Source organism: Erythrobacter sp. AP23 (assembly GCF_001542855.1).
In the GTDB taxonomy this organism is placed as follows: domain Bacteria; phylum Pseudomonadota; class Alphaproteobacteria; order Sphingomonadales; family Sphingomonadaceae; genus Qipengyuania.
In genome coordinates this window covers 417,779-441,216 of sequence record NZ_LNBY01000017.1, presented here as the reverse complement: position 1 = coordinate 441,216, position 23,438 = coordinate 417,779, and the positions used below count along the sequence as shown (strand labels likewise).

The 23,438-nt window shown below is 64.5% G+C and carries 22 protein-coding genes; 7 read left to right on the top strand and 15 right to left on the bottom strand.

What is annotated here, in order from left to right:
- Positions 1-47 precede the first annotated feature (47 nt).
- Positions 48-830 (top strand): class I SAM-dependent methyltransferase, encoded by a 783-nt coding sequence (locus tag ASS64_RS12025; RefSeq protein WP_067694696.1) that lies wholly within the window; start codon positions 48-50, stop codon positions 828-830.
- A 99-nt stretch (positions 831-929) separates the two neighbouring features.
- Here ASS64_RS12025 and ASS64_RS12020 read toward each other — a convergent pair whose 3' ends face one another.
- The 10 genes from ASS64_RS12020 to ASS64_RS11975 all read right to left on the bottom strand — a co-directional run bounded on the left by ASS64_RS12020 (position 930) and on the right by ASS64_RS11975 (position 11,398).
- Complete coding sequence (locus ASS64_RS12020) at positions 930-2,363, bottom strand: aldehyde dehydrogenase family protein (protein WP_067694693.1); 1,434 nt, start codon at positions 2,361-2,363, stop codon at positions 930-932.
- Positions 2,364-2,387: 24 nt separating this feature from the next.
- Entirely contained in the window at positions 2,388-4,043 is a 1,656-nt protein-coding gene (locus tag ASS64_RS12015; RefSeq protein ID WP_067694690.1) for an acetolactate synthase large subunit, read from the bottom strand.
- A gap of 97 nt (positions 4,044-4,140) precedes the next feature.
- On the bottom strand, positions 4,141-5,079 hold the full coding sequence (locus tag ASS64_RS12010) for a D-2-hydroxyacid dehydrogenase (protein WP_067694687.1): 939 nt from the start codon (positions 5,077-5,079) through the stop codon (positions 4,141-4,143).
- Positions 5,080-5,110: 31 nt separating this feature from the next.
- Positions 5,111-5,422 (bottom strand): endonuclease domain-containing protein, encoded by a 312-nt coding sequence (locus ASS64_RS12005; protein ID WP_067694684.1) that lies wholly within the window; start codon positions 5,420-5,422, stop codon positions 5,111-5,113.
- Positions 5,423-5,424: 2 nt separating this feature from the next.
- Positions 5,425-6,867 (bottom strand): cysteine--tRNA ligase, encoded by a 1,443-nt coding sequence (gene cysS / locus ASS64_RS12000; protein ID WP_067694681.1) that lies wholly within the window; start codon positions 6,865-6,867, stop codon positions 5,425-5,427.
- Between the two features lie 104 nt (positions 6,868-6,971).
- On the bottom strand, positions 6,972-7,643 hold the full coding sequence (locus ASS64_RS11995; protein WP_067694677.1) for a nitroreductase: 672 nt from the start codon (positions 7,641-7,643) through the stop codon (positions 6,972-6,974).
- 2 nt (positions 7,644-7,645) lie between these two features.
- Positions 7,646-8,071 carry a GNAT family N-acetyltransferase gene (locus tag ASS64_RS11990; RefSeq protein ID WP_198147704.1) on the bottom strand — a complete coding sequence of 142 codons (426 nt, stop codon included), beginning with the start codon at positions 8,069-8,071 and terminating at the stop codon, positions 7,646-7,648.
- Positions 8,072-8,075: 4 nt separating this feature from the next.
- Positions 8,076-9,896, bottom strand: a complete 1,821-nt coding sequence (gene cobT, locus ASS64_RS11985) for a cobaltochelatase subunit CobT (protein ID WP_067694671.1) — start codon at positions 9,894-9,896, stop codon at positions 8,076-8,078.
- Positions 9,897-9,983: 87 nt separating this feature from the next.
- Positions 9,984-10,640 (bottom strand): fructose-6-phosphate aldolase, encoded by a 657-nt coding sequence (gene fsa, locus ASS64_RS11980; RefSeq protein ID WP_067694668.1) that lies wholly within the window; start codon positions 10,638-10,640, stop codon positions 9,984-9,986.
- A gap of 62 nt (positions 10,641-10,702) precedes the next feature.
- Positions 10,703-11,398, bottom strand: coding sequence for a DUF4197 domain-containing protein (locus ASS64_RS11975; RefSeq protein ID WP_067694665.1), 696 nt, complete (start codon positions 11,396-11,398; stop codon positions 10,703-10,705).
- A gap of 64 nt (positions 11,399-11,462) precedes the next feature.
- Here ASS64_RS11975 and ASS64_RS11970 point away from each other — a divergent pair, with 64 nt between their 5' ends.
- Positions 11,463-13,628 carry a primosomal protein N' gene (locus ASS64_RS11970; protein WP_067694662.1) on the top strand — a complete coding sequence of 722 codons (2,166 nt, stop codon included), beginning with the start codon at positions 11,463-11,465 and terminating at the stop codon, positions 13,626-13,628.
- Here ASS64_RS11970 and ASS64_RS11965 read toward each other — a convergent pair.
- The gene (locus tag ASS64_RS11965) at positions 13,625-13,987 is read right to left on the bottom strand and encodes a helix-turn-helix domain-containing protein (protein WP_067694659.1); all 363 of its coding nucleotides are present in this window, start codon (positions 13,985-13,987) and stop codon (positions 13,625-13,627) included. The genes ASS64_RS11970 and ASS64_RS11965 overlap by 4 nt on opposite strands.
- Before the next feature lie 113 nt (positions 13,988-14,100).
- Between ASS64_RS11965 and ASS64_RS11960 the strand changes: the two genes are divergently transcribed.
- The 3 genes from ASS64_RS11960 to ASS64_RS11950 all read left to right on the top strand — a co-directional run bounded on the left by ASS64_RS11960 (position 14,101) and on the right by ASS64_RS11950 (position 17,439).
- Complete coding sequence (locus ASS64_RS11960) at positions 14,101-14,697, top strand: FMN-dependent NADH-azoreductase (protein ID WP_067694656.1); 597 nt, start codon at positions 14,101-14,103, stop codon at positions 14,695-14,697.
- A gap of 34 nt (positions 14,698-14,731) precedes the next feature.
- Positions 14,732-16,306: a cryptochrome/photolyase family protein gene (locus ASS64_RS11955; RefSeq protein WP_067694653.1), complete on the top strand. Its 1,575-nt coding sequence runs from the start codon at positions 14,732-14,734 to the stop codon at positions 16,304-16,306.
- A 236-nt stretch (positions 16,307-16,542) separates the two neighbouring features.
- Positions 16,543-17,439, top strand: coding sequence for an OmpA family protein (locus ASS64_RS11950; RefSeq protein WP_067695246.1), 897 nt, complete (start codon positions 16,543-16,545; stop codon positions 17,437-17,439).
- A gap of 81 nt (positions 17,440-17,520) precedes the next feature.
- On the opposite strand, the gene ASS64_RS11945 is transcribed toward ASS64_RS11950, so the two are convergent.
- The 4 genes from ASS64_RS11945 to ada form a co-directional block, all read right to left on the bottom strand.
- A complete protein-coding gene (locus tag ASS64_RS11945; RefSeq protein WP_067694650.1) occupies positions 17,521-18,003 on the bottom strand; it encodes a TspO/MBR family protein in 483 nt (160 codons plus the stop codon).
- Positions 18,004-18,191: 188 nt separating this feature from the next.
- On the bottom strand, positions 18,192-19,343 hold the full coding sequence (locus tag ASS64_RS11940) for an acyltransferase family protein (protein WP_067694647.1): 1,152 nt from the start codon (positions 19,341-19,343) through the stop codon (positions 18,192-18,194).
- The gene (locus tag ASS64_RS11935; RefSeq protein ID WP_067694644.1) at positions 19,336-20,076 is read right to left on the bottom strand and encodes an SGNH/GDSL hydrolase family protein; all 741 of its coding nucleotides are present in this window, start codon (positions 20,074-20,076) and stop codon (positions 19,336-19,338) included. Before ASS64_RS11935 ends, ASS64_RS11940 begins: the two co-directional genes overlap by 8 nt.
- 101 nt (positions 20,077-20,177) lie before the next feature.
- The gene (ada, locus tag ASS64_RS11930; protein WP_067694641.1) at positions 20,178-21,236 is read right to left on the bottom strand and encodes a bifunctional DNA-binding transcriptional regulator/O6-methylguanine-DNA methyltransferase Ada; all 1,059 of its coding nucleotides are present in this window, start codon (positions 21,234-21,236) and stop codon (positions 20,178-20,180) included.
- A 90-nt stretch (positions 21,237-21,326) separates the two neighbouring features.
- Between ada and ASS64_RS11925 the strand changes: the two genes are divergently transcribed.
- The gene (locus ASS64_RS11925; protein ID WP_067694638.1) at positions 21,327-22,883 is read left to right on the top strand and encodes a serine protease; all 1,557 of its coding nucleotides are present in this window, start codon (positions 21,327-21,329) and stop codon (positions 22,881-22,883) included.
- On the top strand, positions 22,883-23,437 hold the full coding sequence (locus tag ASS64_RS11920) for a hypothetical protein (RefSeq protein WP_067694635.1): 555 nt from the start codon (positions 22,883-22,885) through the stop codon (positions 23,435-23,437). The genes ASS64_RS11925 and ASS64_RS11920 overlap by 1 nt, the downstream gene beginning before the upstream one ends.
- Position 23,438: the final 1 nt, after the last annotated feature.

Here is a 23,438-nt window from a genome sequence, read left to right as displayed (position 1 = left end):
CGAGAAAGTGGACTACTGGCTCCAGTTGATATCGTTTGGATGGGACAATGGGCGAAACACAGCGAACTGATGGCAGCGCGGGAGATGTCGACTACGCAAAGATTGGCGGTACTTACAGCCGCTATCGCCAACCTGATCCCATAATCGCGGCGCAGATTCATCGCTCACTCGGCGATGTGAAAACCGTTTTGAACGTGGGTGCGGGAGCTGGGTCATACGAACCCACCCATTGCGAAGTGACGGCGGTCGAACCGTCGGCGTCGATGCGAGCGCAGCGCCCGGCACATCTTGCGATGGCGATCGACGCGGTCGCCGAAGATTTGCCTTTTGAGGACAACAGTTTCGATGCATCGATGGCATTGGTGACAGCCCATCAATGGTCGGACTTAGAAGCCGGCCTGTCGGAGATGCGGCGCGTCACCCGCGGTCGTGTCGTTCTACTGGTTTGCGATCCCGCGTTGATGATGGATTATTGGCTGGCGGATTACATTCCCGAAGTCCGCGAGGTTGAGGCTAAGCGTTTCCCACCAATTAGGCGTATCAAAGCCGCGCTTGGAGGACATGTAGATGTGGAAGGCGTTCCGGTCCCGCTCGAATGCCAAGACGGCTTCAACGAGGCCTATTACGGTCGCCCAGAAGCATTTCTGAACAAAGAGGCGAGGTTGGCTTGCTCTAGCTGGAGCCTTGTGCCGAGTGCCGCTGTCGAGCGCTTTGTATCCAAGTTATCGAGAGACTTAGAAAGTGGACGGTGGGACGAAAAGTATGGCCATCTGCGCTCACAGCCATTCTTCGACGGGCCATTGCGGCTAGTGATCGGAACGTCTGCTTAGCGTCATTCGACGAAGACAGGAGAGCGACCGCAATGTCGTCGTCAGCGGAATAGCCGTTTCGGGCAGCCAAAGCGGAAAACTGCCCTTCCGCGCCCCTGATCAGGTTCGCCGGATCACCAGGTTCCGGATTTCGGTCATGTCCTCCATCGCGAAGCGGATGCCTTCGCGGCCGAGGCCGGAATCCTTCACCCCGCCATAGGGCATGTTGTCGACGCGGTAGCTGGGGACGTCGTTGATCACCACGCCGCCGACCTCGAGCCGGTCCCAGGCGTCGAACATCTTGAACAGGTCGCGCGTGAAGATGCCCGCCTGCAGGCCGAAGGTCGAGCGGTTCACCTCGGCGAGCGCATCGTCGAAATCGCTGAATTTCTGCAGGATCGCGAGCGGGCCGAAGGCTTCCTCGTTCAGCGCCTTGGCGTCCTTGTGCACGTCTTCGAGCAGCGTTGCCTCGAGCATGTTGCCCTCGCATCCACCGCCGGTGAGCAGGCTCGCCCCGCCCTCGACCGCCTCGTCGATCCAGCCCTTGAGTCGGCTGGCCTCGCCTTCGGAGATCATCGGGCCGATAAAGGTATCCGGGTCCTTGGGATCGCCTGCGACGAGGCCCTTGGTCTTCTCGACCAGCATGCCCTTGAACCGATCGTAGACATCCTCGTGAATCAGGATGCGCTGCACGCCGATGCAGCTCTGCCCGCTCTGGTAGAAAGCGCCGAAGATGATCCGTTCGAGCGCATCGTCCAGATCGGCGTCGTGGTCGACGATCACCGCGGCATTGCCGCCGAGTTCGAGCACGACCTTTTTCTTGCCACAGCGCGCCTTGAGGTCCCAGCCTACCGCGGGCGAGCCGGTGAAGCTCAACAACTTCAGGCGCTCGTCCACGGTGAACAGGTCGGCCCCGTCGCGGCTGGCGGGCAGGATGCTGAACGCGCCTTCGGGCAGGTCAGTCTCGGCCAGGATCTCGCCGATGATGAGTGCGCCCAATGGCGTCTTGCTCGCGGGCTTCATCACGAAAGGGCAGCCGACCGCAATCGCGGGCGCAATCTTGTGCGCGGCGAGGTTGAGCGGGAAGTTGAACGGCGAGATGAAGCTGCACGGCCCGATCGGATAGCGCTTCCAGATCGACTGGTAGCCCTTCGCGCGCTGCGAGATATCGAGCGGCATGACCTCGCCATACATTCGGGTCGATTCCTCGGCGGCGATCTGGAAGGTATCGATCAGCCGGGTGACCTCGCCTTCGGAATCGTTGATCGGCTTGCCCGCCTCCACGCACAGCGCATAGGCCAGTTCGTCGAACCGCTCGCGAAAGCGGCTCACGCAATGGTCGAGCACGGCCTTGCGTTCGTAACTCGCGAGCCGCGCCATGGGCTCCGTGGCCTTGACCGCCCCCGCGATCGCCTCGTCGATCACCGCGGGGCTGGCCAGCGCGGTGCGGAAGGCGACCTCGCCGGTGAACTTGTCGGTCACCTCCAGATCGGTATTGGGCTGCGCGGCTGTGTTGTTGAGGTAGAGCGGGTAGGTATCCTTGAGCGTGGGCATGGCGTCTCCTTCACCCGGTCAATCCTAGAGCCTTGCGCTCAGTTCCTTGATCTCTTCGTTGAGGATGCGGTCGTTTTCCGAATAATCGACCGGGCAGTCGATCAGATGGACGCCCGGCGTGTCGCGGCAATGGGCGAGCAGGTCGCGCAGATGGTCGCTGCTCTCCACCCGGTGGCCCTGCGCGCCATAGCTTTGCGCATAGGCGACGAAATCGGGATTGCCATAGGTCAGGCCGTAGTCCGCAAAGCCCATATGCGCCTGCTTCCAGCGGATCATGCCATAGGCATCGTCGCGCAGGATCAGCACCGTAAGGTTCAGGCCGAGCCGCACCGCGGTCTCCAGCTCCTGGCTGTTCATCATGAACCCGCCATCGCCGCAGATCGCCATCACCTTGCGCTTCGGATAGAGCATGGCGCTCATCATCGCGGAGGGCAGCCCCGCGCCCATGCTGGCGAGCGCATTGTCGAGCAGCACGGTGTTGGGCTGCGAAGCGCAATAGCAACGCGCAAACCAGATCTTGTAGATTCCGTTGTCGAGGCAGATGATTCCGTCCTCGGGCAGGCTCGCGCGCACCTGCTTCACCAGATGCGGCGGAAAGATCGGGAAGCGCGTATCGTCGGCAAGCGTCGCGGTATGGTCGAGTTCCGCCTGATGGTAGCGCGTGAGTTCGCCGCTTTGCCAATGCTCCTGTTTGTGGATGCTTTCCTTGATCTGCCAGATGGCGTTGGCGATGTCGCCGATCACTTCGATCTGCGGGAAATAGACCGGGTCGACCTCGGCGCTCTTGTTGCTGACATGGATGACGGTGTGTCCGTCGTCATGCATGAAGAAGGGGGGCTTCTCGATCACGTCATGGCCGACATTGACGATCACGTCGGCCTCCTCGATCGCGCGGTGGCAGAAATCGCCCGCGCTCAACGCCGCGCAGCCGAGGAACAGCGGGTGCCGCTCGTCGAGTACCCCCTTGCCCATCTGCGTGTGAACGAAGGGGATGCCGGTCTTCTCGACGAATTCGGCGAGCATCTTGCCGGTCATGGTACGATTGGCGCCCGCCCCGATGACGAGGATCGGCTTGCTCGCCTTTTCCAGCGCGGCGACCGCCTGGCTCACCGCCTTGGGTTCGGCGCTGGGCCGCCGAGCGACGCTGCGCGGGATCGGCGTCGCAGCGGTCGGCTCGGCGGCGATGTCCTCGGGCAGCTCGAGATGCACCGCGCCGGGCTTCTCCTCTTCGGCCAGGCGATAGGCCTCGCGCACGCGGCTCGGTATATTGTCGCCTGCGTGCAGCTGGCGGGTATATTTGGTCAGCGGGTCCATCATCGCGACCACGTCGAGGATCTGGAACTGGCCCTGCTTCGATTTCTTGATCGGCTTCTGCCCGGTAATCATCATCATCGGCATGCCGCCCAGCTGGGCATAGGCGGCTGCAGTGACGAGATTGGTCGCGCCCGGCCCCAGCGTGGCGATGCACACGCCGGTCTTGCCGGTGTGGCGGCCATAGGTCGCGGCCATGAAACCCGCGCCCTGTTCGTGCCGGGTCAGGACCAGCTTGATTTGCTTCGACCGGCTGAGGCTGTCGAGAAAGTCGAGATTCTCCTCGCCCGGGACGCCGAAGATATATTCGCAGCCCTCGGCCTCGAGGCATTCCACGAACAGGTCGGACGCTTTCCTGGTATCGGCCATGCTACGCGAATCTCCCGTTGCCACCTCCTTGCAGGACAGCGACCTATTCGCAACCGCCACGCGTCCGGTTACGGATCGGCGGAGCCGCGGGACCGGGTCAGTAGCCGAGGTCGAGGTCCAGCTGCGGCTCGACCGGTTCGCCCCGGTGCCAGCGTTCGAGGTTCTCGATGAAGCGATCCGCACTGCGCTGGAACATCTTGGTCTGCGCGCGGCCCGACAGGTGCATGGTGACCTGCGCATTGTCGAGGTCCCACAGCGGGTGGTCTTCGGGCAGCGGTTCGGGATCGGTCACATCGAGCAGCGCGGCCTCGATCTTCTTCTCCTTGAGAGCCTCGACCAGCGCCTCCTGATCGACCACGTCGCCGCGCGCGATGTTCACCAGCACGCCGTTGGGACGCATTGCGGCGAGCTCCATCGCGCCGATCATGTGCTTGGTCTCGGGAGTCGAGGGAACCGCAAGCACGACCCAGTCGAACTCGCCCAGCTTTTCGCGCCATTCGCCGGGCTTCAAGGCCCCGTCGGCACCCGATCGGCGCACGGGCACGACTTTCATATCGAACGCCTCGAGCCGCGTCTTGACCAGCCGGCCGATCGCACCGAGGCCGAGCAGCAGCACGCGCTCGCCCGACAATTCGCGCTTGCCCGGGCTGTCGAGCAGCCATTCGTGCCGCTCCTGCGCGCGCACGACCTCGCGATAGCCCTTGGCATGGGCAAGCATCAGCATGACGACATATTCGGCGATGGTGATGGCATTGATGCCGACGCCGTTGGTCACGGTGACACCGCGCTGCTTGAGTAGATCGAGCGGCATGAAATCGAGCCCGGCATAGATCGAGTTCATCCATTTGAGCCTGGTCGCGACCTGCGCGATTTCGATCATCGGCTCTTTCTCGTTGAGGTCGAACCAGCCGATCTCCGCTTCCGGCGCGAACTCCAGCGCCTGCTCCTTGCTCGCGAACCACAGCGGCTCGACCCAATCGGGCAGGCGCGGCTCGACCAGCGGGCGGATGAGGGCGGACAATACGGCTTTGGTCATCGATTTCTCCTCGATGCCCCCTGTTGCCGCTTCAGCCGATTTTCGCAAACCGTTCCTTGCGGCGACCAGCAATGTCGAGGATCGCCGCGGCCACTTCGCTGGCATTGCGCAGCACATGGCTGGGCGGGACCTGCATGATGTCGACGCGGTGCTGTTCCTGCCAGCGTTCGCGCTCGCTGTCGTTCTTCGGCTTGAAGGGATCGTCGTCGACCTCGATCGCGAGATGCGCCTCGGCGCAGTAGAGCGGGAGGACGAAACCCCCGGCTTCATGGTCCCGGACGAATTGCAGGCCCTTCGGCGTATCCTTGAGATGCTGCCAGAGGAGAGTCTGCGGATCGGCCATGGTCAGAGCTTCCATTCCCAACCGAGCGGGTCGCCGTCCATCACCTCGACGCCTTTTTCCCCAAGGCTTTCGCGAATCGCGTCGGAAGTGGCGAAATCCTTGGCCATGCGCGCTTCCTTGCGGCGGAGCAGCTCGGCCTCGATTTCGGCCTCGGTGATCCGGGCGTCCTTGGGCCGGATACGCAGGTCGGTGCGGGTCACACCAAACAGGTCGAGACCGAGGACCGCGTCCATATCCTCGATCACCACGCGCTTCACACCGGCATCGACCTTCTTGACCGCGAGCGCCTCTTCGAGAGCGACCAGCGCGACAGCCGTGTTGAGATCGTCCGAAACGGCCTCGGCGAATTTTGCGCGCATGGGAGCGAACTTCTGGTGCGAGGGATCGCCTGCGGGTGCGTCCTTCAGCCGCTCGACCGCCATCACGATGCGCTTGAGCCGCGTGAGTGCTGCGCCCAGCCCCTCCCACGAGAACTCCAGCTCGCTGCGGTAATGCGCCTGGAGGCACATCATGCGGTAGGCGAGCGGGTGGTAGCCCTTGTCGACCAGCAATTGCAGCCGCAGGAACTCGCCCGACGACTTGCTCATCTTCCCCGAGCGCTCGACGAGGAAGTTGTTGTGCATCCAGATCTTCGCGCCCGAGTGGGTCGCATCGTCGAGGCTGCCGCACCCGCAGAAGGCTTGGTTCTGCGCGATCTCATTCGGGTGGTGGATCTCGCGGTGGTCGATCCCGCCGGTATGGATGTCGAAGGGGAAACCCAGCAGCTTCTCGCCCATGACCGAGCATTCGAGATGCCAGCCGGGCGCGCCCCTGCCCCACGGGCTGTCCCATTCCATCTGCCGCGTCTCGCCCGCCGGGGTCTTGCGCCAGATGGCGAAATCTGCGGCATTGCGCTTACCCTCGACCGTGTCGATCCGGCCTTCGCCGTCCTCGGTCACCGCGCGTGCCAGACGGCCGTAATCGGCAACGGTCGAGACGTCGAAATAGAGGCCGCTGTCGAGCTCGTAACAATGCTCCGGCGCGATCTTCTCGCCCCAGACAATCATTGCCTCGACGAACTCGGTCGCGCGCGGGTGCTGCTTGGGCTGGACATTGAGGCGCGCAAGGTCGTGTTCGAAATCCTCCTGATAGAACTTTGCGATGTCCCAGGCGGACTTGCCTTCTTTCGCCGCCATCCGCTCCATCTTGTCCACGCCCTCGTCCGCGTCGGAGGTGAGGTGTCCGACATCGGTGATGTTGATGACATGGGTGAGCTTGTAGCCCTTCCACTGCAACGTGCGCCCCAGCGTGTCGGCGAAGACATAAGCGCGCATATTGCCGATGTGCTGGTAGTTGTAGACCGTCGGCCCGCAGGAATAGACGCGCGCCTCGCCCTCGTGGACGGGCCGGAATTCCTCCAGTTGACGGGTCAGCGAATTGAACAGCTTGAGCGGCGTGTCGGTCATGCGGGGCCTGATACTATCCCGTCATCCCAGCGCAAGCTGGGATCGCTGCCGGTTTGGCGCGGAATTGCACCCGATCCCAGCTTGCGCTGGGATGACGATGGAAATCACCACCCTTCCCAGCGCACGCTCTCGTCCAGCGCGGCGCGCTTGACATCGAAATTGTTCACCGGCGCCTCCGCGTCGCGGTAGCCGATGGCGACGCCGCAGAAGAAGGTGTGGTCCTCGGGGATGTCGACCACTTCGCGGATCTGCGGGGAATAGACCGCCCAGGCTTCCTGGAAGCAGGTGTCGAGCCCTTCTTCGCGGCACAGCAGGCCGATGGTCTGCAGCCACATGCCGATATCGCTCCACTGCGGCGGGCCCATGTATTTGGGCGTGTGAACCAGCATCAGCACCGGCGCCCCGAAGGCGCGGAAGTTGTTGGCGAACCACATCAGCCGCTTGCCCTTTTCCTCACGCGAGATTTCGAGCGCGCCATACATGTCCTCGCCCACGCCGCGGCGTCGCTGTTCGTAGGCCCCGTCGAGCTCGGGCGGATAGACGTGATATTCGGGCGCAAAGGCCTCGCGCCCCTTGGGCAAATCCTGCGCGACACGCGCGAACAGCTTTTGCATCGGTTCGCCGGTGAGGACGATGCCGTGCCACGGCTGCGTGTTGCCGCCCGATGGACTGCGCTGCGCCTTTTCGAGGATGCGGGTGAGAACCTCGCGCTCGACCGGCTGCTGCGTGAAGGCGCGGACGGAGCGGCGGCTGGCTACGGCGTCGGATACGTTCATTGTCACTCCCATTCGAACACGACCGCGCCGCGTTCCTCCATGTCTCCCAGCGAGCGGTAGAAGGCGATCGCCCTATCGTCATCCCCTTCGGCAGCAAGCCAGATCGGCCACAGGCCGTTGGCTTTGCCGTGCTGCTGTACCGTGCGCATCAAGCGGGTGGCGATTCCGCGGCGGCGAAAGCCGTCCCGCGTTTCGAGTTCGTTGACGAAGAGGTGCGGCGACTTGTCTGGATGCAGCACGATTGTCGCACTGGCAAAGCCCACGGGTTGCCCATCGATAAGCGCGAACCAGAGAAAATCGCGGTCGCTATTCAGAAAAGCGTGTGTCTGTTTGGCAATCGGGCGATCGTCGAAGATTTCTTCCGCGGCATTTACGAGCGCGTAGTCGTCGGGACCGAGCAAACGGATGTCCAATGCCGCGTTCGACACCCCGTCATTCCACCTCGAACAGATCGGCCAGTTGCTCGATGATCGTGCCGCCAAGCTGCTCGACATCCATGATCGTCACCGAGCGCTTGTAGTAGCGGGTCACGTCATGCCCGATCCCGATCGCGGCAAGCTGCACCGGCGACTGCTTCTCGATCCAGTCGATCACCCTGCGCAAATGGCTTTCGAGGAAGCCCGCCTGGTTGACGCTGAGCGTGCTGTCGTCGACCGGGGCGCCATCGCTGATGACCATCAGGATGCGGCGATCCTCGGGGCGGCGGAGCAGGCGATCGTGCGCCCATAGCAGCGCCTCGCCGTCGATGTTCTCCTTGAGCAGCCCCTCGCGCATCATCAGGCCGAGGTTGCGGCGCGCGCGGCGCCAGGGCTCGTCGGCCTTCTTGTAGAGAATGTGGCGCAGATCGTTGAGGCGGCCCGGATTGGCCGGGCGGCCATCGGCAAGCCAGGCCTCGCGGCTTTGCCCGCCCTTCCAGGCGCGGGTGGTGAAGCCAAGGATTTCGGTCTTCACGCCGCAGCGCTCCAGCGTACGCGCAAGGATATCGGCGCTGATCGCGGCGATGCTGATGGGCCGGCCGCGCATACTGCCCGAATTGTCGATCAGCAGCGTGACCACCGTGTCCTTGAACTCGGTATCGCGCTCGATCTTGTAGCTTAGGGCATGGCCGGGGCTGACCACCACGCGGGTCAGGCGCGCGGCATCGAGCAGCCCTTCTTCCTGGTCGAAATCCCAGCTGCGGTTCTGCTGCGCCATAAGGCGGCGCTGCAGCCGGTTGGCCAGCCGCGTGACGACGCCCTGGAGCCCGGCAAGCTGGCTGTCGAGATAGGTGCGCAGGCGTTCGAGCTCTTCGAAATCGCACAACTCACCCGCCTCGATCTCCTCGTCGAACTTGGTCGTGTAGGCGGTGTATTCGAAGGTTTCGGGGAAATCGGTCCACGGACGGTTCGGGCGGACGGGCTGCATGCCCTCCTCGCCATCGTCCGCCGGATCGCCGTCGGACATCTGCTGTTCGCCGTCGACCTCCTGGTCGGCATCGCCCTCGGCCTCGCCGTCGCTGACCTCGCTGCGCGCATCGGCGGCATCGGGCTCGGCGCCGCCCTCGTCCTCCTCGTCGCTCTCCTGCTCCTCGGGTGTTTCGCCGTCTTCGTCCTCGCCATCCTCGGCATCGGTCGGTTCGGGGCTGTCGGGCAGCGTGAGGTCGAGATCGCGCAGCAGATCGAGCGTCAGGTCCTGGAACGCGCGCTGATCGTCGAGCACGTCGGCCAGGCCATCCATGTCGGTGCCGATCTTGGCGAGGATGTCCTCGCGCACCAGATCGACGCCCGCGCGGGCGCGCTCGGGCACTTCCTCGCCGGTCAACGCCTCGCGCAGCATCAGCGACAGCGCGGTGGGCAGCGGGACATCGCTCGCGTCCTCGGCGCGAACGATCGAGTCCGAGGCGGTGCGCATCTCGACCGCGGAATTGAGGTTGTCGCGAATCCCCGCATAGCGGTTCGACCCGATCGCCTCGTAGCGAACCTGCTCGATCGCATCGTAGCAGGCGCGCGCGATCGGTTCGGGCGGCGCGCCTTTGCTGTGCAGCGCCTCGTTATGGTGGCGCAGGCGGAGCGAGAAACTGTCGGCGAAGCCGCGCGCCTCGACCGCCTGCTCGCGCGGCAGATTGCGGCCCGGTAGCGGCACGCGGAAATTCTTGCCGCTCTGCGCCGGCGCATCCGCGCTCCAGGCGACTTCGACCTCGGGCTCGTGCGCGAGCGCGCGAGCCGCGCCGGTCAGCGCCTGCTTGAAACGGTCGAGGGGAGTCTGGTCGGTCATCTATCTCCCGATCCCCAGCGAAGGCCGGGGTCTCGTGCGGTTTGGCGCGAAGCCGAAGGAGGTCCCAGCCTGCGCTGGGAGGCATGCTTAAAGTATGCTCTGCCCGGTCTTTTCCCAATCGGCAAGGAAGCCCTCGATGCCCTTGTCGGTCAGGACGTGCTTGAACAGTCCCTTGATGACCGCGGGCGGCATGGTCGCGACATCGGCGCCGATCCGCGCGCTTTCGAGTACATGCACGGGATTGCGGACGCTGGCGACGAGGATCTCGGTCGTGAAGCCGGGATAGTTGTCGTAGATCAGGCGGATATCGCGGATCAGCGCCATGCCGTCGAAACCGTTGTCGTCATGTCGACCGACGAAGGGCGAAACGAAGGTCGCCCCCGCCTTGGCCGCAAGCAGCGCCTGGTTGGCAGAGAAGCAGAGTGTCACATTGACCATCGTGCCGTCGCCCGTGAGCTTCTTGCAGGTCTTGAGGCCGTCGATCGTCAGCGGCACTTTGATGCAGACATTGTCCGCGATCTTGCGCAGCACCTCGGCCTCTTTCATCATCGCCTCGTGATCGAGCGCGACCACTTCGGCGCTGACCGGACCATCGACGATGTCGCAGATCTCCTTGGTCACTTCCATGAAGTCGCGGCCCGACTTGGCGATCAGCGAGGGATTGGTGGTGACGCCGTCGAGCAGGCCGGTTTCGGCCAGTTCCTTGATGTCGGCGATGTCGGCGGTGTCGACGAAGAATTTCATGAGTGCGGGCTCCGGGGGAATTGCGATTCCCGCAGAGCCTTAGCGGTCGATATGGCTGGCGGCTAGACCTGCCCGCCCGCCCCGAACACACCGATGATCAGTGGATCGCGCGTCGCCTGCGGGTCGCGGCGGATGGCAGCCTCTTCCGCGCCGATTTCGCGCCAGATGGTGTCGTCGATATTCCCGGCGAAACGCGTGGTCGCGCTGGCCAAGTCGACGCCGGTAAGACCGCGCAGCAACTCGCCGACCAGCGGATCGCTCGCCACGCGCATGGCGGTGCCAAGTTCGGGAACCATGGCCTCGACCAGCGTGGTGCCCATCGATCCGCGCAGGAATGCGGTCGCCGCCGTCGGCCCGCCGCGCACGAGGTCGATCGCGTTCTGGATACCGATTGTGCGCACGGCATCGGTCACCAGCGGGGCCGCGCGCTCGGCACCTTCGTAGGCAATATCGCCGAAGGCATCCTCCAGCCGGCTCTTGAACAGCGCCGAAGTAAGAATGCGGGTCATCACGTCGCCGCGCGTGCCGAGCAGATTGCCCAGCCCAAGCTGCGCGACCTGCTGGTCCCAGAAACCATCGCCCTGGAGCATGCGGGCAAAGGCCCGCTCGCTCGACAGGAATAGGATGCGCTGGACCGCATCGACCATGCCGAAGCCGGGAAGGCTTGAGCAGGCCGGCAGCATCAGCAGGCCGCCCGAAGCCGCCATGCCGCCTAGAAAGGCGCGCCGCCCGGTGGGTTTCACGAGAATATCGGTCATATCGTCAGTCCTCTTCCATCCCACCCTTGTTTCACGCCCATCGCGCCGCCCATATGGCCCGGCCATGAACCGCGTGCGCTGCCTCGTCCTCAATGCCGCCCTCGGCCCCTTGGATTACAAGGTGCCCGAAGGGCTCGCAGTCGAGCCCGGCTCGGTGGTCGAGTGCCCGCTGGGGCCGCGCACCGTGATCGGGATCGTCTGGGAGGCTGAACGGCTGCCCGGCACCGAGGTTCCGGCGGAGAAGCTGCGCAACCTCAGGGGGATACTGCCCGTCCCGCCCCTGTCGGGACCGCTGCGGCGCCTTATCGAATGGACCGCCGATTATTACGTCGCCCCGCTGGCGAGCGTCGCACGCATGGCGCTGTCTTCGGGCGGCGCATTGAAGGGCCCGGCGACGATGACCGAATATCGACTGACCGGAGGCATGCCCGAACGCATGACGCCGCAGCGACAGGCGGCGATGGAGGCGTTGGAGGGCGAGCAGGCCACGATCCGCGAGCTGTCGGGCATCGCGAGCGTATCCGAAGGCGTGTTGCGGGGGCTGGTGAACCAGGGCGTGCTCGAGCCGGTGGAGGTCGATTGCGACCGCCCCTATGACGAAGCGCGACCCGACTTCTCGCAGGTCGAGCTGAGCGAGGAACAGCGCGAGGCCTCGGCGGTGTTCTCGTCAGCCGTGCGCAAAGCAGAATTCGCGCCCTTCCTGCTCGACGGGGTGACCGGATCGGGCAAGACCGAAACCTATTTCGAACCGGTGGCAGAGGCGCTGCGGATGGGCCGCCAAGTGCTCGTGCTGCTGCCCGAGATCGCGCTGACCGAAAACTTCCTCCACCGCTTCGAGGAGCGCTTCGGCGCCGCGCCCGTGCTGTGGCATTCCTCGCTCAAATCGACCGAGCGCCGCCGCGCCTATCGCGCTGTGTCCGACGGCAGCGCACAGGTCGTCGTAGGCGCGCGTTCGGCGCTGTTCCTGCCCTTTGCAAGGCTCGGCCTGATCGTGGTCGACGAGGCGCATGAGACCAGCTTCAAGCAGGAAGACGGCGTGCGCTACAACGCGCGCGATGTCGCGGTGATGCGCGGCCATTTCGAAAAGGTGCCCGTGGTGCTCGCCAGCGCCACGCCCGCGCTCGAAAGCCTGCAGATGGCCGAGAGCGGGGTCTACACCAAGGTCGACCTGCCCATCCGTTTCGGCGGGGCACAATTGCCCAGCATCGACACGATCGACCTGACCGAGGAAAAGCCCCCGCACGGCATGTGGCTGGCCCAACGGCTGGTCGACGGAATCGAGGAGCGGCTGGAGCGCGGCGAACAGTCGCTGCTGTTCCTCAACCGCCGCGGCTATGCGCCGCTGACCCTGTGCCGCAATTGCGGCTTTCGCTACCAGTGCCCCAATTGCAGCGCCTGGCTGGTAGAGCACCGCTTCACCCGCCGCCTCGCCTGCCACCATTGCGGGCACGAAGCCCCCGCCCCGCAGGCCTGCACCGAATGCGGCGAACCCGATTGCCTCGTCGCTTGCGGCCCCGGCGTCGAGCGCATCGCCGACGAGGTGGCCGAGCGATTGCCGCAGGCGCGGGTGTTCGTGGCGACTTCGGACACGCTCAATTCCCCCGGCCGTGCCGCCGAATTCATCGCAGCGGTCGAGGCGCGCGAGGTGGACGTCATCGTCGGCACGCAATTGGTAACCAAGGGGTTCCATTTCCCCGAACTGACGCTGGTCGGCGTGGTCGATGCGGACTTGGGGCTCGAAGGCGGGGATCTGCGGGCGGGCGAGCGGACCTATCAGCAGGTGGCGCAGGTTGCCGGGCGCGCGGGGCGCGGTTCGAAACCGGGCGAGGTGCTCATCCAGACGCGCCATCCCGAAGCGCCCGTTATCGCCGCGCTTGCTGCCGGGGACCGCGACGCCTTCTATTCCGCCGAAACCGAAATGCGCCGCGAGGTAGGTGCCCCGCCCTTCGGCCGCTGGGCCTCGATCATCATAAGTTCCGAGAACGATGCCGAAGCACGCGAGGCCGCCAACCGCCTCGGCGCCTTTCGCCCCGAGTTGCCCGACTGCCTGATCCTCGGCCCTGCCCCCGCCCCGATGGCACTGCTGCGCGGCCGCTATCGCTATCGCTTCCTCATCAATGCCCGGCGCAGCGTACAATTACAGGACGTCATCCGCCGCTGGCTCGGCGCGGTCGACCACCCGCCCGGCGTGCGCGTCGCGGTGGACATCGATCCCTACAGTTTCGTCTAGCGCGCCTGGTCCGTTTCGCCGTCGAACGTGGCACGCGCCGCTTCGACCTTGGCGATGTTCGCGATCGCCCAATTGCCCAGCCGCGCCACGGGATCGCACAGGGATCTACCGAGCGCCGTAAGGGCATAGTCGACTCGCGGCGGGACGCTGGGCGTCACCGTCCGGCTGACCAGGCCGTCACGTTCGAGACCGCGCAGCGTGCGGGTCAGCATGCGCTGCGAAATACCGGAAATCTCGCGCCGCAATTGATTGAACCGGCGCGATTCGCCTTCAAGCGCCATTACCACCCGCACCGACCATTTGTCGCCCACCCGCGCGAGGATGTCATTGACCGCGCTGCACTGCGGCGCGTCGTGCACTTCGAGAGTAACACCGGTGTCCCTATCTGACGGCAAAGTGCCTTCTTGCGCAACTTGGGGTGCAGTTTCCATATGGCCTCCAGGTTATCGATAGTAACTATGGAGTTTCCGACGTGCAAATTCTTCGTATCGACAGTTCGACCACGGGCGATCAATCGATCAGCCGTAAGCTGACCGACGCGCTGCTCGCCCATTTCACCAACCTGCACCCGGAGGCCAAGGTGGTCACCCGCGACCTGGTGGCCGAGCCGCTGGCGCATATCGACCCGATCACCACCAGCGCGATCCGCACGCCGCCCGAGACCCACGAGGAAGCCGTTGCCGCCGCCTATCCCGGCGAGCGCGCGGTACTCGACGAATTCCTTGCCAGCGACATCGTGATCGTGGGCGCGCCGATGTACAATTTCTCGATTGCCTCGCAGCTCAAGGCTTGGCTCGACCGGCTGGGCGTGCCCGGCGTGACCTTCAAATATTCCGAAAACGGCCCCGAGGGTCTGGCCGGCGGGCGCAAGGTCGTGGTCGCTTCCGCGCGTGGCGGCGAATATTCGAACGACCAGATGGCCGAGAATCAGGAGAGCCTGCTGACGACCTTCTTCGGCTTCGTCGGCGTGGACGACCTCCAGTTCGTGCGCGTCGAGAAGGCAGGCTACGGTCCGGAGGCGATCGAGGCCGGCCTGGCAGCCGCCCGGGAAGAAATCGCCAAGCTGTGAGGCACGATCGCGCGGGCCGGGCATTGAAAACGCAATGCCCGGCCCCAGCGACAATCCCGTACTCGTCCCCATCCTCGGCGACCAGCTAACCCGCGACCTCGCCTCGATTCGGGGGCGTACCAAGGACGATACCGTCATCCTAATGATGGAGGTCTGGGACGAGGCGACCTACGTCAGGCACCACAAGCAGAAGATCGCGCTGATCTTTTCCGCCATGCGCCATTTCGCCGAAGAATTGCGCGATGCGGGGTGGACGGTCGATTACATCACGCTCGACGATGAGGACAATGCGGGCAGCTTCACCGGCGAGGTGGCGCGCGCGATCGAGCAGCACTCCCCGCGCCTCGTCAGCGTGGTCGAGGCGGGCGAATGGCGCGTGCGCGAGGCGATGGACCAGTGGGCGGACAAGCTCGCCTGCGAGATCGAAATCCTGCGCGACGACCGGTTCATCTGTAGCCAGGCCGAGTTCGACGAATGGGCAGGGGATCGCAAAGAGCTCCGCATGGAGTTCTTCTATCGCGAGATGCGCCGCAAGACCGGTCTGCTTGTCGACAACGACGGCAAGCCCGAAGGCGGCGAGTGGAATTACGACAGCGAGAACCGCAAACCGCCCAAGGAAGGCCTATCGGCGCCCGAACGCCCCAAGTTCGACCCTGACGACATTACGCAGGAAGTGATCGATCTGGTCGAGGACCGGTTCGGCGACCATTTCGGCAGTCTCGAGACATTCCCGTGGCCCGTTACGCGCGCCGAGGCAGAGGAAGCCGCCGATGCCTTCTTCGCCGAACGGATCGAATGCTTCGGCCCCTATCAGGACGCGATGGTCGCGGGCGAGGACGATCTGTTCCATTCGATGCTCTCGACCAGCATCAATCTCGGCCTGCTCGACCCCCTCGAATTGTGCCGCCGCGCCGAGAAAGCCTACCAAGACGGCAAGGCACCGCTCAATTCGGTCGAGGGATTCATCCGCCAGATCATCGGCTGGCGCGAATATGTGCGCGGCTTCTACTGGCACCAGATGCCGCATCTGCAGAAGGCCAACGCCCTCAACGCCCAGCGCGGCCTGCCCGACTTCTACTGGACCGGCGAGACCGACATGGCCTGTCTTGCCGACTGCATCCGCACCACGCGCGACAACGCCCACGCACACCATATCCAGCGGCTGATGGTGCTGGGCAATTTCGCGCTGCTCGCTGGCATCGATCCACGCGAGGTGCAGGACTGGTATCTCGTTGTCTATGCCGACGCCTACGAATGGGTCGAACTGCCCAATGTCGCGGCGATGATCCTTTATGCCGACGGCGGCAAGCTGGCCAGCAAGCCCTATGCGGCCAGCGGCAACTACATCAACAAGATGAGCAATTACTGCGCGGATTGCACCTATTCACCCAACAAGAAGACGGGCGAAGGCGCCTGCCCCTTCAACCCGCTCTACTGGCATTTCATGGACCGCCACCGCGAGCGGCTGGAGAAGAACCCACGCATCGGGCGGATTTATTCGACCTGGGACCGGATGGACGACGACCGCAGGCAGGCATACCTCGACAGCGCAGATACCTTCCTCGACTCGCTCACGCCCGCACCCTCCGGATGGGCCAGCGCCGACTGAGCGATTGCAACGGTTCGTCGCAGCGACTACCCGCGCCACCCGCCAATGCCACGATTTCGCCGCAATTGTTCATCGCGCCGACAGGTTTCGGCGAACACCCGGCGCGCACCTGCGGCAATCCCGCCGCGCGATTACAACATGAGGACGAAGGGAACTCTGACTTCCGTCTACGCCCGGTCGGGTCGGCCCGGCTCCGGCTGCCGCGAGGCGGCACACCAGATTTCAGGAGTATGCAGATGAACAAGATTTCCACCAGCGCAGCCGCGCTTGCAGCGATCGGCCTGCTGGCCACCGCGGCGACTGCGCAGGAGCTCGATGCGCAATCGGGCTACCAAGCGCAGGCCAACGACATCACGGTCACCGGCACCATGCCGGGTGATCTATCGGAACTGCCCGAGGGTCCCGAATTCGAAGGCGTCATTTCGGCGCGTAAGGATAACCGGATCCAGGTCACCGGCATGGACGGCACGCGGACCGTGATCACGATCAGCCCGGCCACCGAAATCCGCAGCAGCGGCGGTTTTCTCGGCCTCGACAAGGATGCGCTGACCGAAGCCGACCTGCTCAACGGCCTGCCGGTCGATGTGGAAACCGTCCAGTGGGCGGATCGCGGCCTGATCGCCACCAAAGTCGCCGTGAAGTCGCGCGACCTCAAGACCGCGCGCATGATTCACGCCGGCACCGACCAGCGTTTCGCCGCAAATGAGGCTGCGACCGAAGCGCTGCGCGGCCGCGTCGCCAATATCGACGAATACAATATCAAGGGCACCACCAACGTCTATTTCGACACCGCCCGCTACAACCTCTCGCAGGAAGCGCGTTACGAGTTGTGCCGCACTGCCCAGCAGGCGCAGGCGACCGACAATGCGCTGCTGCTGGTGGTCGGCTACACCGACTCCGTTGGCGATTACGAATACAACCAGGAGCTGAGCGAGAAGCGCGCGACGCGCGTGGTCAACTTCCTCCAGCAGGAATGTGGCTGGAAGCCCTATCGCATGATGGTCCCGACCGGCATGGCCGAAGCCGACCCGGCGGCGGATAATTCGACCGAGCAGGGCAAGGCGCAGAACCGCCGCGTGGCGGTCAACATCCTCGTCAGCAAGAGCGTCGACGGGATGGCCAGCGGGCTCTAGGGCCGAATGCAACACAAACTCGGCGGGGCGGGCGGCATCGGTCGCTCGCCCCTTTTCTTTAGCCCCTGACGGCAGGCCCATTCAGCCGGCCGACTTGGGAAACGGGCCGTTCAGACGGACGATCTTCAAGTTCAGGATCGATGCGAAACTGACCCACGCGAGATAGGGCACGATCAACCAGCTCGCGAGTACCGACCAGTCCCTCAGAAAAACGCATAGCGCGAGTACCGACAGCCACAGGAACGGCACCTCTAGCAGAGCCCAGTCGGGTCGCTTCGCGGTAAAGAAAAGCGGCGACCACAGGAAATGGAACAGACCGTTGGCGAGGTAGAGGCCGATCAGCAGCATTCGCTCGTCGCCGCTGGCGGCGCCGTCCCAGCTCAGCACGAAGGCCCAGCCCGCCAGCCCCAGTATCACGGTCCAGGCCGGGCCGAACAGCCAGTCGGGAGGCTGCCAGGAAGGCTTCTCGAGATTTCGATACCATGAGCCGATTTTCGTGAGCAGCCCGCCGCCCACAGCGAGGATCAGAACCCATGAAATCGCGAAAACGATCGAGAATTGCATGCCTTGATCTAGGCTCAGCCTGCGCGACTGGCAAATCGTCCGCGCTTTTCCCGGGAAGAACCGAAGGTTGGGCTGTCATCCGATTTCCGCGGCAAGGTCGATAGAGCGCGATCGAATGCCCCGCTCGCGGCACTCGAAGCGATCCCGGTCGACAGTTCGGCGGGGCGGGCCTTGATCCGCCCGTTTCCCTACTTCCCGTTGAGCAGCAAGCGCATGGCAGCCGACTTGCGAACGACGGAATAATGAATTGTCAGCGTCAGGCCGAGCGTGCTCGCCACGACCAGGCCGAAGGCCAGTGCCCCATCGATGCCCTGGGAAAGCAATAGCCAACCGAGGAGAAACACGAGGATGTGGTGCAGGAGGTAGATCGTATAGGCAGGCTCGGCGAAGGCGCGCGACCGATCTCCCACCAGCCGCATGGCCGCGTTGAACAGGCCGAAGATGCTCAACACGCAAATCCACGCGCCGATCGCCGAAACGGCCACCATCGCGGTCTCGCCGAACCAGCCACTCGCCGCCACGGCCGGGACCAGCACGATAGCTGCCGAAAAGCCGAGCAGTTTGGGAAGACTGAATTGCCGCCAGCGTTCGGTCAGTTGCGGCATGAAATTCAGCGCAGCCCCGAATGCGAAGAAGGGTGCGTAGTAGAGGATCGTGAACGGCGCGATACCGAACACCCATTGCGGATAGATCAGTTCCGGCCCCAGGCTTCCCGCGGCATGGGGGGCATAGGCAAGCGCGATTGCAGCCAAGAACCAGGTGCCGATCGCCGCGTTCGGCATGCGCTCGATCCTGGCGAAAGCCCCCCGCGCAATCTTGTGGCGGCGCTCTCCGACCGCCGCAACCAAAGCCGTTACGAGCATGGCAAGGAGGAAATAGACGAAGACAACGACAAGAAACCACAGGTGCAGCAACAGCTCGCCGAACAGCGTCGGATCCAACGGAAATCGGAAGGCCGCGCCGGCATGGATCTCCGGCTCCGATCTGGCCGCCTGCCTCAGCCACAGTTCGATCATGTTGAACGTCAGCAACACGCTGAGCAGCGGAACCAGTATCCTCCGGCTCTTGAGTCTGAGAAACGCGGTCACGCTTTGGCGGCGCAATGACATGGCGCAGAAAAAGCCGGAAACCGCGAAGAACGCGGGCATCCGGAACAGGTGGATCGCATCGACCAGGAAGCGATAGGGCCCGGGGTCGGAATCGGCACCGTAGTTCGCGAAGACATCGGTGCTGAAGAGAACGGCGCTGTGCAGGAAAACGCCCAGTGCCATGAGGACTCCACGCGCGACATCGAGATCGCCATAATAGAGCCTCGGCGCCGCGGCGGGAGTGTCAACCATCGTCGCGCGTCCGGGCGCTCTGACCCAGATACATCTCGACAAGATCGGCCAGTTGCCGGTTGCCGGCGCCATTGAGATGAATCCCGTCTCCGGAATCGAGCGAAGCGGGCAGCGGTGCGGAAAAGGCATGAGGCCCCCTCGCCGGATCGACGAACCGACAATTGGCTGCCTCACGGCAGGTCGCCTCGAGATAGTCGTTGAGCGTTTCGATCGCCTCGTTGGAGACGGACGCCGTGCCGAGATTCGCGGGATTGACCGGCAGGACACCCACCAGCAGCACCGGCTTGGACGGCAGGCGCAACGCGAGCAGGGCCGCAATGTCATCCGCTATTTCCCGAGGCGATCGGCCCGCCGCGAGATCGTTGAAGCCGGCCAGCACCACCACGGTTCGTGTTTCGGCGAAGGCCGCATTGCCGCGAGCGTATTGCAGCACATCGCGCGAAGTCAAACCGCCATAGGCGAGGTTTACCGCAGTCGATCCGAAGCGACGGATATCCAGCCGTTCGATCGTGCTCGCACCGAAGAAGGCAAGCGCGGTTTCCTCTCCCTGGCTCAGGCGCGCCGCATTGACCGCCTGCATTGTGTCGGAATGGACTATCGACCGATAGCCACGGTGGTCGGAACCGACCATATCGGCCAGTCGGTGCGCGTAATAGGGATGGACGAGCAGGGCCGCCAGGATCGCGGCGAGTCCGACCGCGATCGCGACCAGCGAAACGATTGCGATTCTCAATATCCCGTCCCTACAGTCGAATGATTCAGCCCCGGGTGCGGCCGCCAGCATAGGCCAAGAGCCTTAACGCGCTGTCAATCAATACCGAACTCCGCCCGATACTACTTTCCGCTCTTGGTCGAACCCTGCTCACGCCTCAACAATTCCGCTTTGATTTCGGTGCCGTAGGCGTAGCCGCCCAGCCCTCCATCGGCGGCAATCACGCGGTGGCACGGGATGAGGACCGCAATGTTGTTCGCCCCATTGGCGCCGCCGACCGCGCGGCTCGCCTTGGGATTGCCCAGTGCGGCGGCGAGCTCTCCATAGCTGCGTGTCTCGCCAGCCGGAATGGCGCGCAGGGCCTGCCACACACGTTGCTGGAAGGCGGTGCCTTTCACATCGAGCGGGATCTCGGCCGTGGTGGCATCGACCGGCTGTTCGACGGCTGCAGTCACCTGTTCGAACAGCGTGCGGAATTCCCCGCCGCCTTCCACCAGCTCGGCATTGGGAAAGCGCGCGCGCAAGTCTTTCTCGCCCTCGTTGAAAGACAGGCAACACACGCCTTTTTCCGTGGCGGCGACCAGCATGGTGCCAAGCGTCGTATCGACGAGAGTCCAATGGATGGTGCGGCCTCTGCCCCCATCGCGCCAGTCGCTCGGCGTCATTCCCAATCGTCCCTTTGTGCCGTCGTAAAAACGCGAGGCCGAGCCATAGCCCGCCTCGTAAATCGCGCCGGTCACGCTGTCGCCCTGCGACAGCGCATCGCGCGCCCTCTCTTCGCGCAGCGCGCGGGCATAGGCGGCGGGCGAGAGGCCGATGGCGCGCTTGAAGACGCGCTGGAAATGGCTCGGCGAATAGCCGGTGAGCTGTGCCAGCGTGCCCAGCGTCGGTGCGTCCTCCGCCTGCCTGATCTCGTCGATCGCGGCGAGCACAGCCGCCTCGTCGCGCCCCACGTCGTCGGGCCGGCAGCGCTTGCAGGCGCGCAGGCCGGCCGCGCGCGCAGCCGCGCCATCGGCGAAGAAGCGCACATTGCCCCGCGCGGGGTGCCGCGCGGCGCAGGACGGGCGGCAATAGATGCCCGTGGTCATGACGCCGGTGACGAAACGCCCGTCGAAAGCGCGGTCGCGGCGCAGAACGGCGGCCCATGCAGTGTCTTCGGTGATGCTCACGATTGCCTCCATAGCGTATGTGGCCCTCTTTTGCGCCCGTCTCGGCAAGCTTGCATCCCGCGGCTTGCGATTAAAGCCAATGATCGTCACAAGACGGCCCCGATGGGACGCCTTCCTGCACTCCTCGCCGTCATGCTCGCGCTGCTGGCGCCCACGCTGGCGCAGGCCGAACCGGCCGATATCGATGCCGCCGCGCGCGGCGTGGTGCGCGTGGTCATCATCGGCGAGGAAAGCGGCGAGCTGATCCCGATCAGCCATGGCACGGGATTCGCGGTCGCGGGCGACCAGGTGGTGACCAATGCACATGTGCTACGCGACGCGTTGCGCGACGACGAGCTCAGGATCGGCATCATTCCCAGCGGTGGAGGCGAGGCGGTCTATGGCCAGCCGGTCGCCGTGAGTCCGCGTAACGATCTCGCCTTGATCCGCATTACCGGCGAGCTGCGCCTGCCCCCGCTGGCCCTGGTAGGCGGCGTGCCGCCCGACACCGGCGAAGTGACCAGCGTCGGCTACCCGATGAATGTCGACCGCGCGCAGGGGCTCGCTTTCAGCGACATCTTTCGCAGCCAGCCGCCGGTCAAGAGCCGCGGCTTCGTATCGGGCACGCGCCCCAGCCGCCAATTCGACACCATTCTTCACACCGCCCCCATCGCGCGCGGCAGTTCGGGCGGCCCGCTGCTCGATCCTTGCGGTCGAGTGGTCGGGGTAAACAGTTTCGGCGCGGACAATGACGGCGGCGATGCCGAATTCTTCTTTGCCGTATCGAACCGCGAGCTGCTGCCGTTCCTGCGCGCCAACGATGTCGAGCCCCGCGTCAACAGTTCGGTATGCCGCTCGATGGCCGATCTGGACGAGGCCGAGCGAGAGCGGCTCCAGCGCGAGCAGATAGCCGCGCGCGCCGATCTGGCCGAACGCTCGGCAGCGCAGCGCGCAAAGCGCGAACGCGCGCTGCTCGAGGCCGAACAGGGCGTCATTCTCGAACGCGAGGATCGTGTCTTCCTCGCCTTCGTCTTGCTGCTGGTCGCCTTCGGCCTTGGCCAGTGGGCGCTTTCGCTGTGGCGGCAGCCGGAAGAAGAGCGCGACGATACGCGGCTGCGGATCGCAGGCGGCGCAACCATCGTCGTCGTGCTGGCCGCGCTCGCCGCCTATCTCACCCGTCCCGGTCTCGATGAAATCGACCGCCGTGTGGCCGCCGCCATGCAGGAAGACGACGATGTGCCCAATGTCGCCGATCCCGGTGAGCCGAGCGAACTCGCGCTGCAATGCACGCTGATCCCCGAGCGCAGCCGCATCACCAGCGCCAAGGCGGAGGATCTCGCGTTCGACTGGACCCCCGACGGCTGCATCAACGAACGCACGCAATACGGTTTTGCCGGAGGAACCTGGAGCCGCGTGTTCGTGCCCAATTCCGAAGACGCGGTTTCGGTCAACAGCTTCGATCCCGACCGGCGGATCTTCCGGGTCGAGCGCTTCCTCCTCCCGCGCAGCGCGATGATCGAGGCGCGCGAGGCCCGCGGCAAGTACGAAGCGCCCCAATGCGGCACCACGGAAGCAGCTGCCCGGCTTGGCGAGTTGCAAGGCGAAGTCCTCGGACAATTGCCACGCCAGGCCAACGAGCGGCTGGTCTACGAATGTAGCGCGCGGACGGGCAGCGACTGATGGAGCAGGCCCTCGTCTTCGCCTCGATCGTGCTCGGCGTGGCGGTGGCGTTCGAGCTTGAAAACCTCAACCGCGTATTGCGCTCCGACAAGGTGACCTGGCACTGGGCACAGCCTGCCTTCGCGCTGTTCATCCTGCTCAGCATCATCGCCTATTGGTGGGGCGCGGCCTCGCAACCCGACGGACAAATCACCTTCGCGCAGTTCCTGCCGGTCATGTTTCAGCTGGTCATGCTGGTGCTGCTGGCCGCCGTATCGCTGCCCGACAAGGTGGGCGAGGAAGGCGTCGATCTGGCCGACTATTATCAGCGCAACCGGCGGTACCAGTGGCTGCTGGCCAGCCTGTATTTCTGGTCGATCCATATCGGCTATCTCGGCCACGTTTTCACGACCTCGGACACTGCTAGCGACGTCTTCCTGCGCGCCGGGCCGGACACGATGTTCGGGCTGCTGTTCATCGCGATGATCTTCGCCAAGCGCTGGTCGGTCGTGGCGGTGGGCTTCGCGTTCCTTGCGCTTTCGCCGATCATCTGGGCCGCGCGCACTCTAGGCTGAT

Bases quoted from the DNA above. Each gene is read 5' to 3' on its own strand.
- ASS64_RS12025 (WP_067694696.1), top strand. From the start codon at position 48: ATGGGCGAAACACAGCGAACTGATGGCAGCGCGGGAGATGTCGACTAC.
- ASS64_RS12020 (WP_067694693.1), bottom strand. From the start codon at position 2,363: ATGCCCACGCTCAAGGATACCTACCCGCTCTACCTCAACAACACAGCC.
- ASS64_RS12015 (WP_067694690.1), bottom strand. From the start codon at position 4,043: ATGGCCGATACCAGGAAAGCGTCCGACCTGTTCGTGGAATGCCTCGAG.
- ASS64_RS12010 (WP_067694687.1), bottom strand. From the start codon at position 5,079: ATGACCAAAGCCGTATTGTCCGCCCTCATCCGCCCGCTGGTCGAGCCG.
- ASS64_RS12005 (WP_067694684.1), bottom strand. From the start codon at position 5,422: ATGGCCGATCCGCAGACTCTCCTCTGGCAGCATCTCAAGGATACGCCG.
- cysS (WP_067694681.1), bottom strand. From the start codon at position 6,867: ATGACCGACACGCCGCTCAAGCTGTTCAATTCGCTGACCCGTCAACTG.
- ASS64_RS11995 (WP_067694677.1), bottom strand. From the start codon at position 7,643: ATGAACGTATCCGACGCCGTAGCCAGCCGCCGCTCCGTCCGCGCCTTC.
- cobT (WP_067694671.1), bottom strand. From the start codon at position 9,896: ATGACCGACCAGACTCCCCTCGACCGTTTCAAGCAGGCGCTGACCGGC.
- fsa (WP_067694668.1), bottom strand. From the start codon at position 10,640: ATGAAATTCTTCGTCGACACCGCCGACATCGCCGACATCAAGGAACTG.
- ASS64_RS11975 (WP_067694665.1), bottom strand. From the start codon at position 11,398: ATGACCGATATTCTCGTGAAACCCACCGGGCGGCGCGCCTTTCTAGGC.
- ASS64_RS11970 (WP_067694662.1), top strand. From the start codon at position 11,463: ATGAACCGCGTGCGCTGCCTCGTCCTCAATGCCGCCCTCGGCCCCTTG.
- ASS64_RS11955 (WP_067694653.1), top strand. From the start codon at position 14,732: ATGCCCGGCCCCAGCGACAATCCCGTACTCGTCCCCATCCTCGGCGAC.
- ASS64_RS11950 (WP_067695246.1), top strand. From the start codon at position 16,543: ATGAACAAGATTTCCACCAGCGCAGCCGCGCTTGCAGCGATCGGCCTG.
- ASS64_RS11945 (WP_067694650.1), bottom strand. From the start codon at position 18,003: ATGCAATTCTCGATCGTTTTCGCGATTTCATGGGTTCTGATCCTCGCT.
- ASS64_RS11940 (WP_067694647.1), bottom strand. From the start codon at position 19,343: ATGGTTGACACTCCCGCCGCGGCGCCGAGGCTCTATTATGGCGATCTC.
- ada (WP_067694641.1), bottom strand. From the start codon at position 21,236: ATGGAGGCAATCGTGAGCATCACCGAAGACACTGCATGGGCCGCCGTT.
- ASS64_RS11925 (WP_067694638.1), top strand. From the start codon at position 21,327: ATGGGACGCCTTCCTGCACTCCTCGCCGTCATGCTCGCGCTGCTGGCG.
- ASS64_RS11920 (WP_067694635.1), top strand. From the start codon at position 22,883: ATGGAGCAGGCCCTCGTCTTCGCCTCGATCGTGCTCGGCGTGGCGGTG.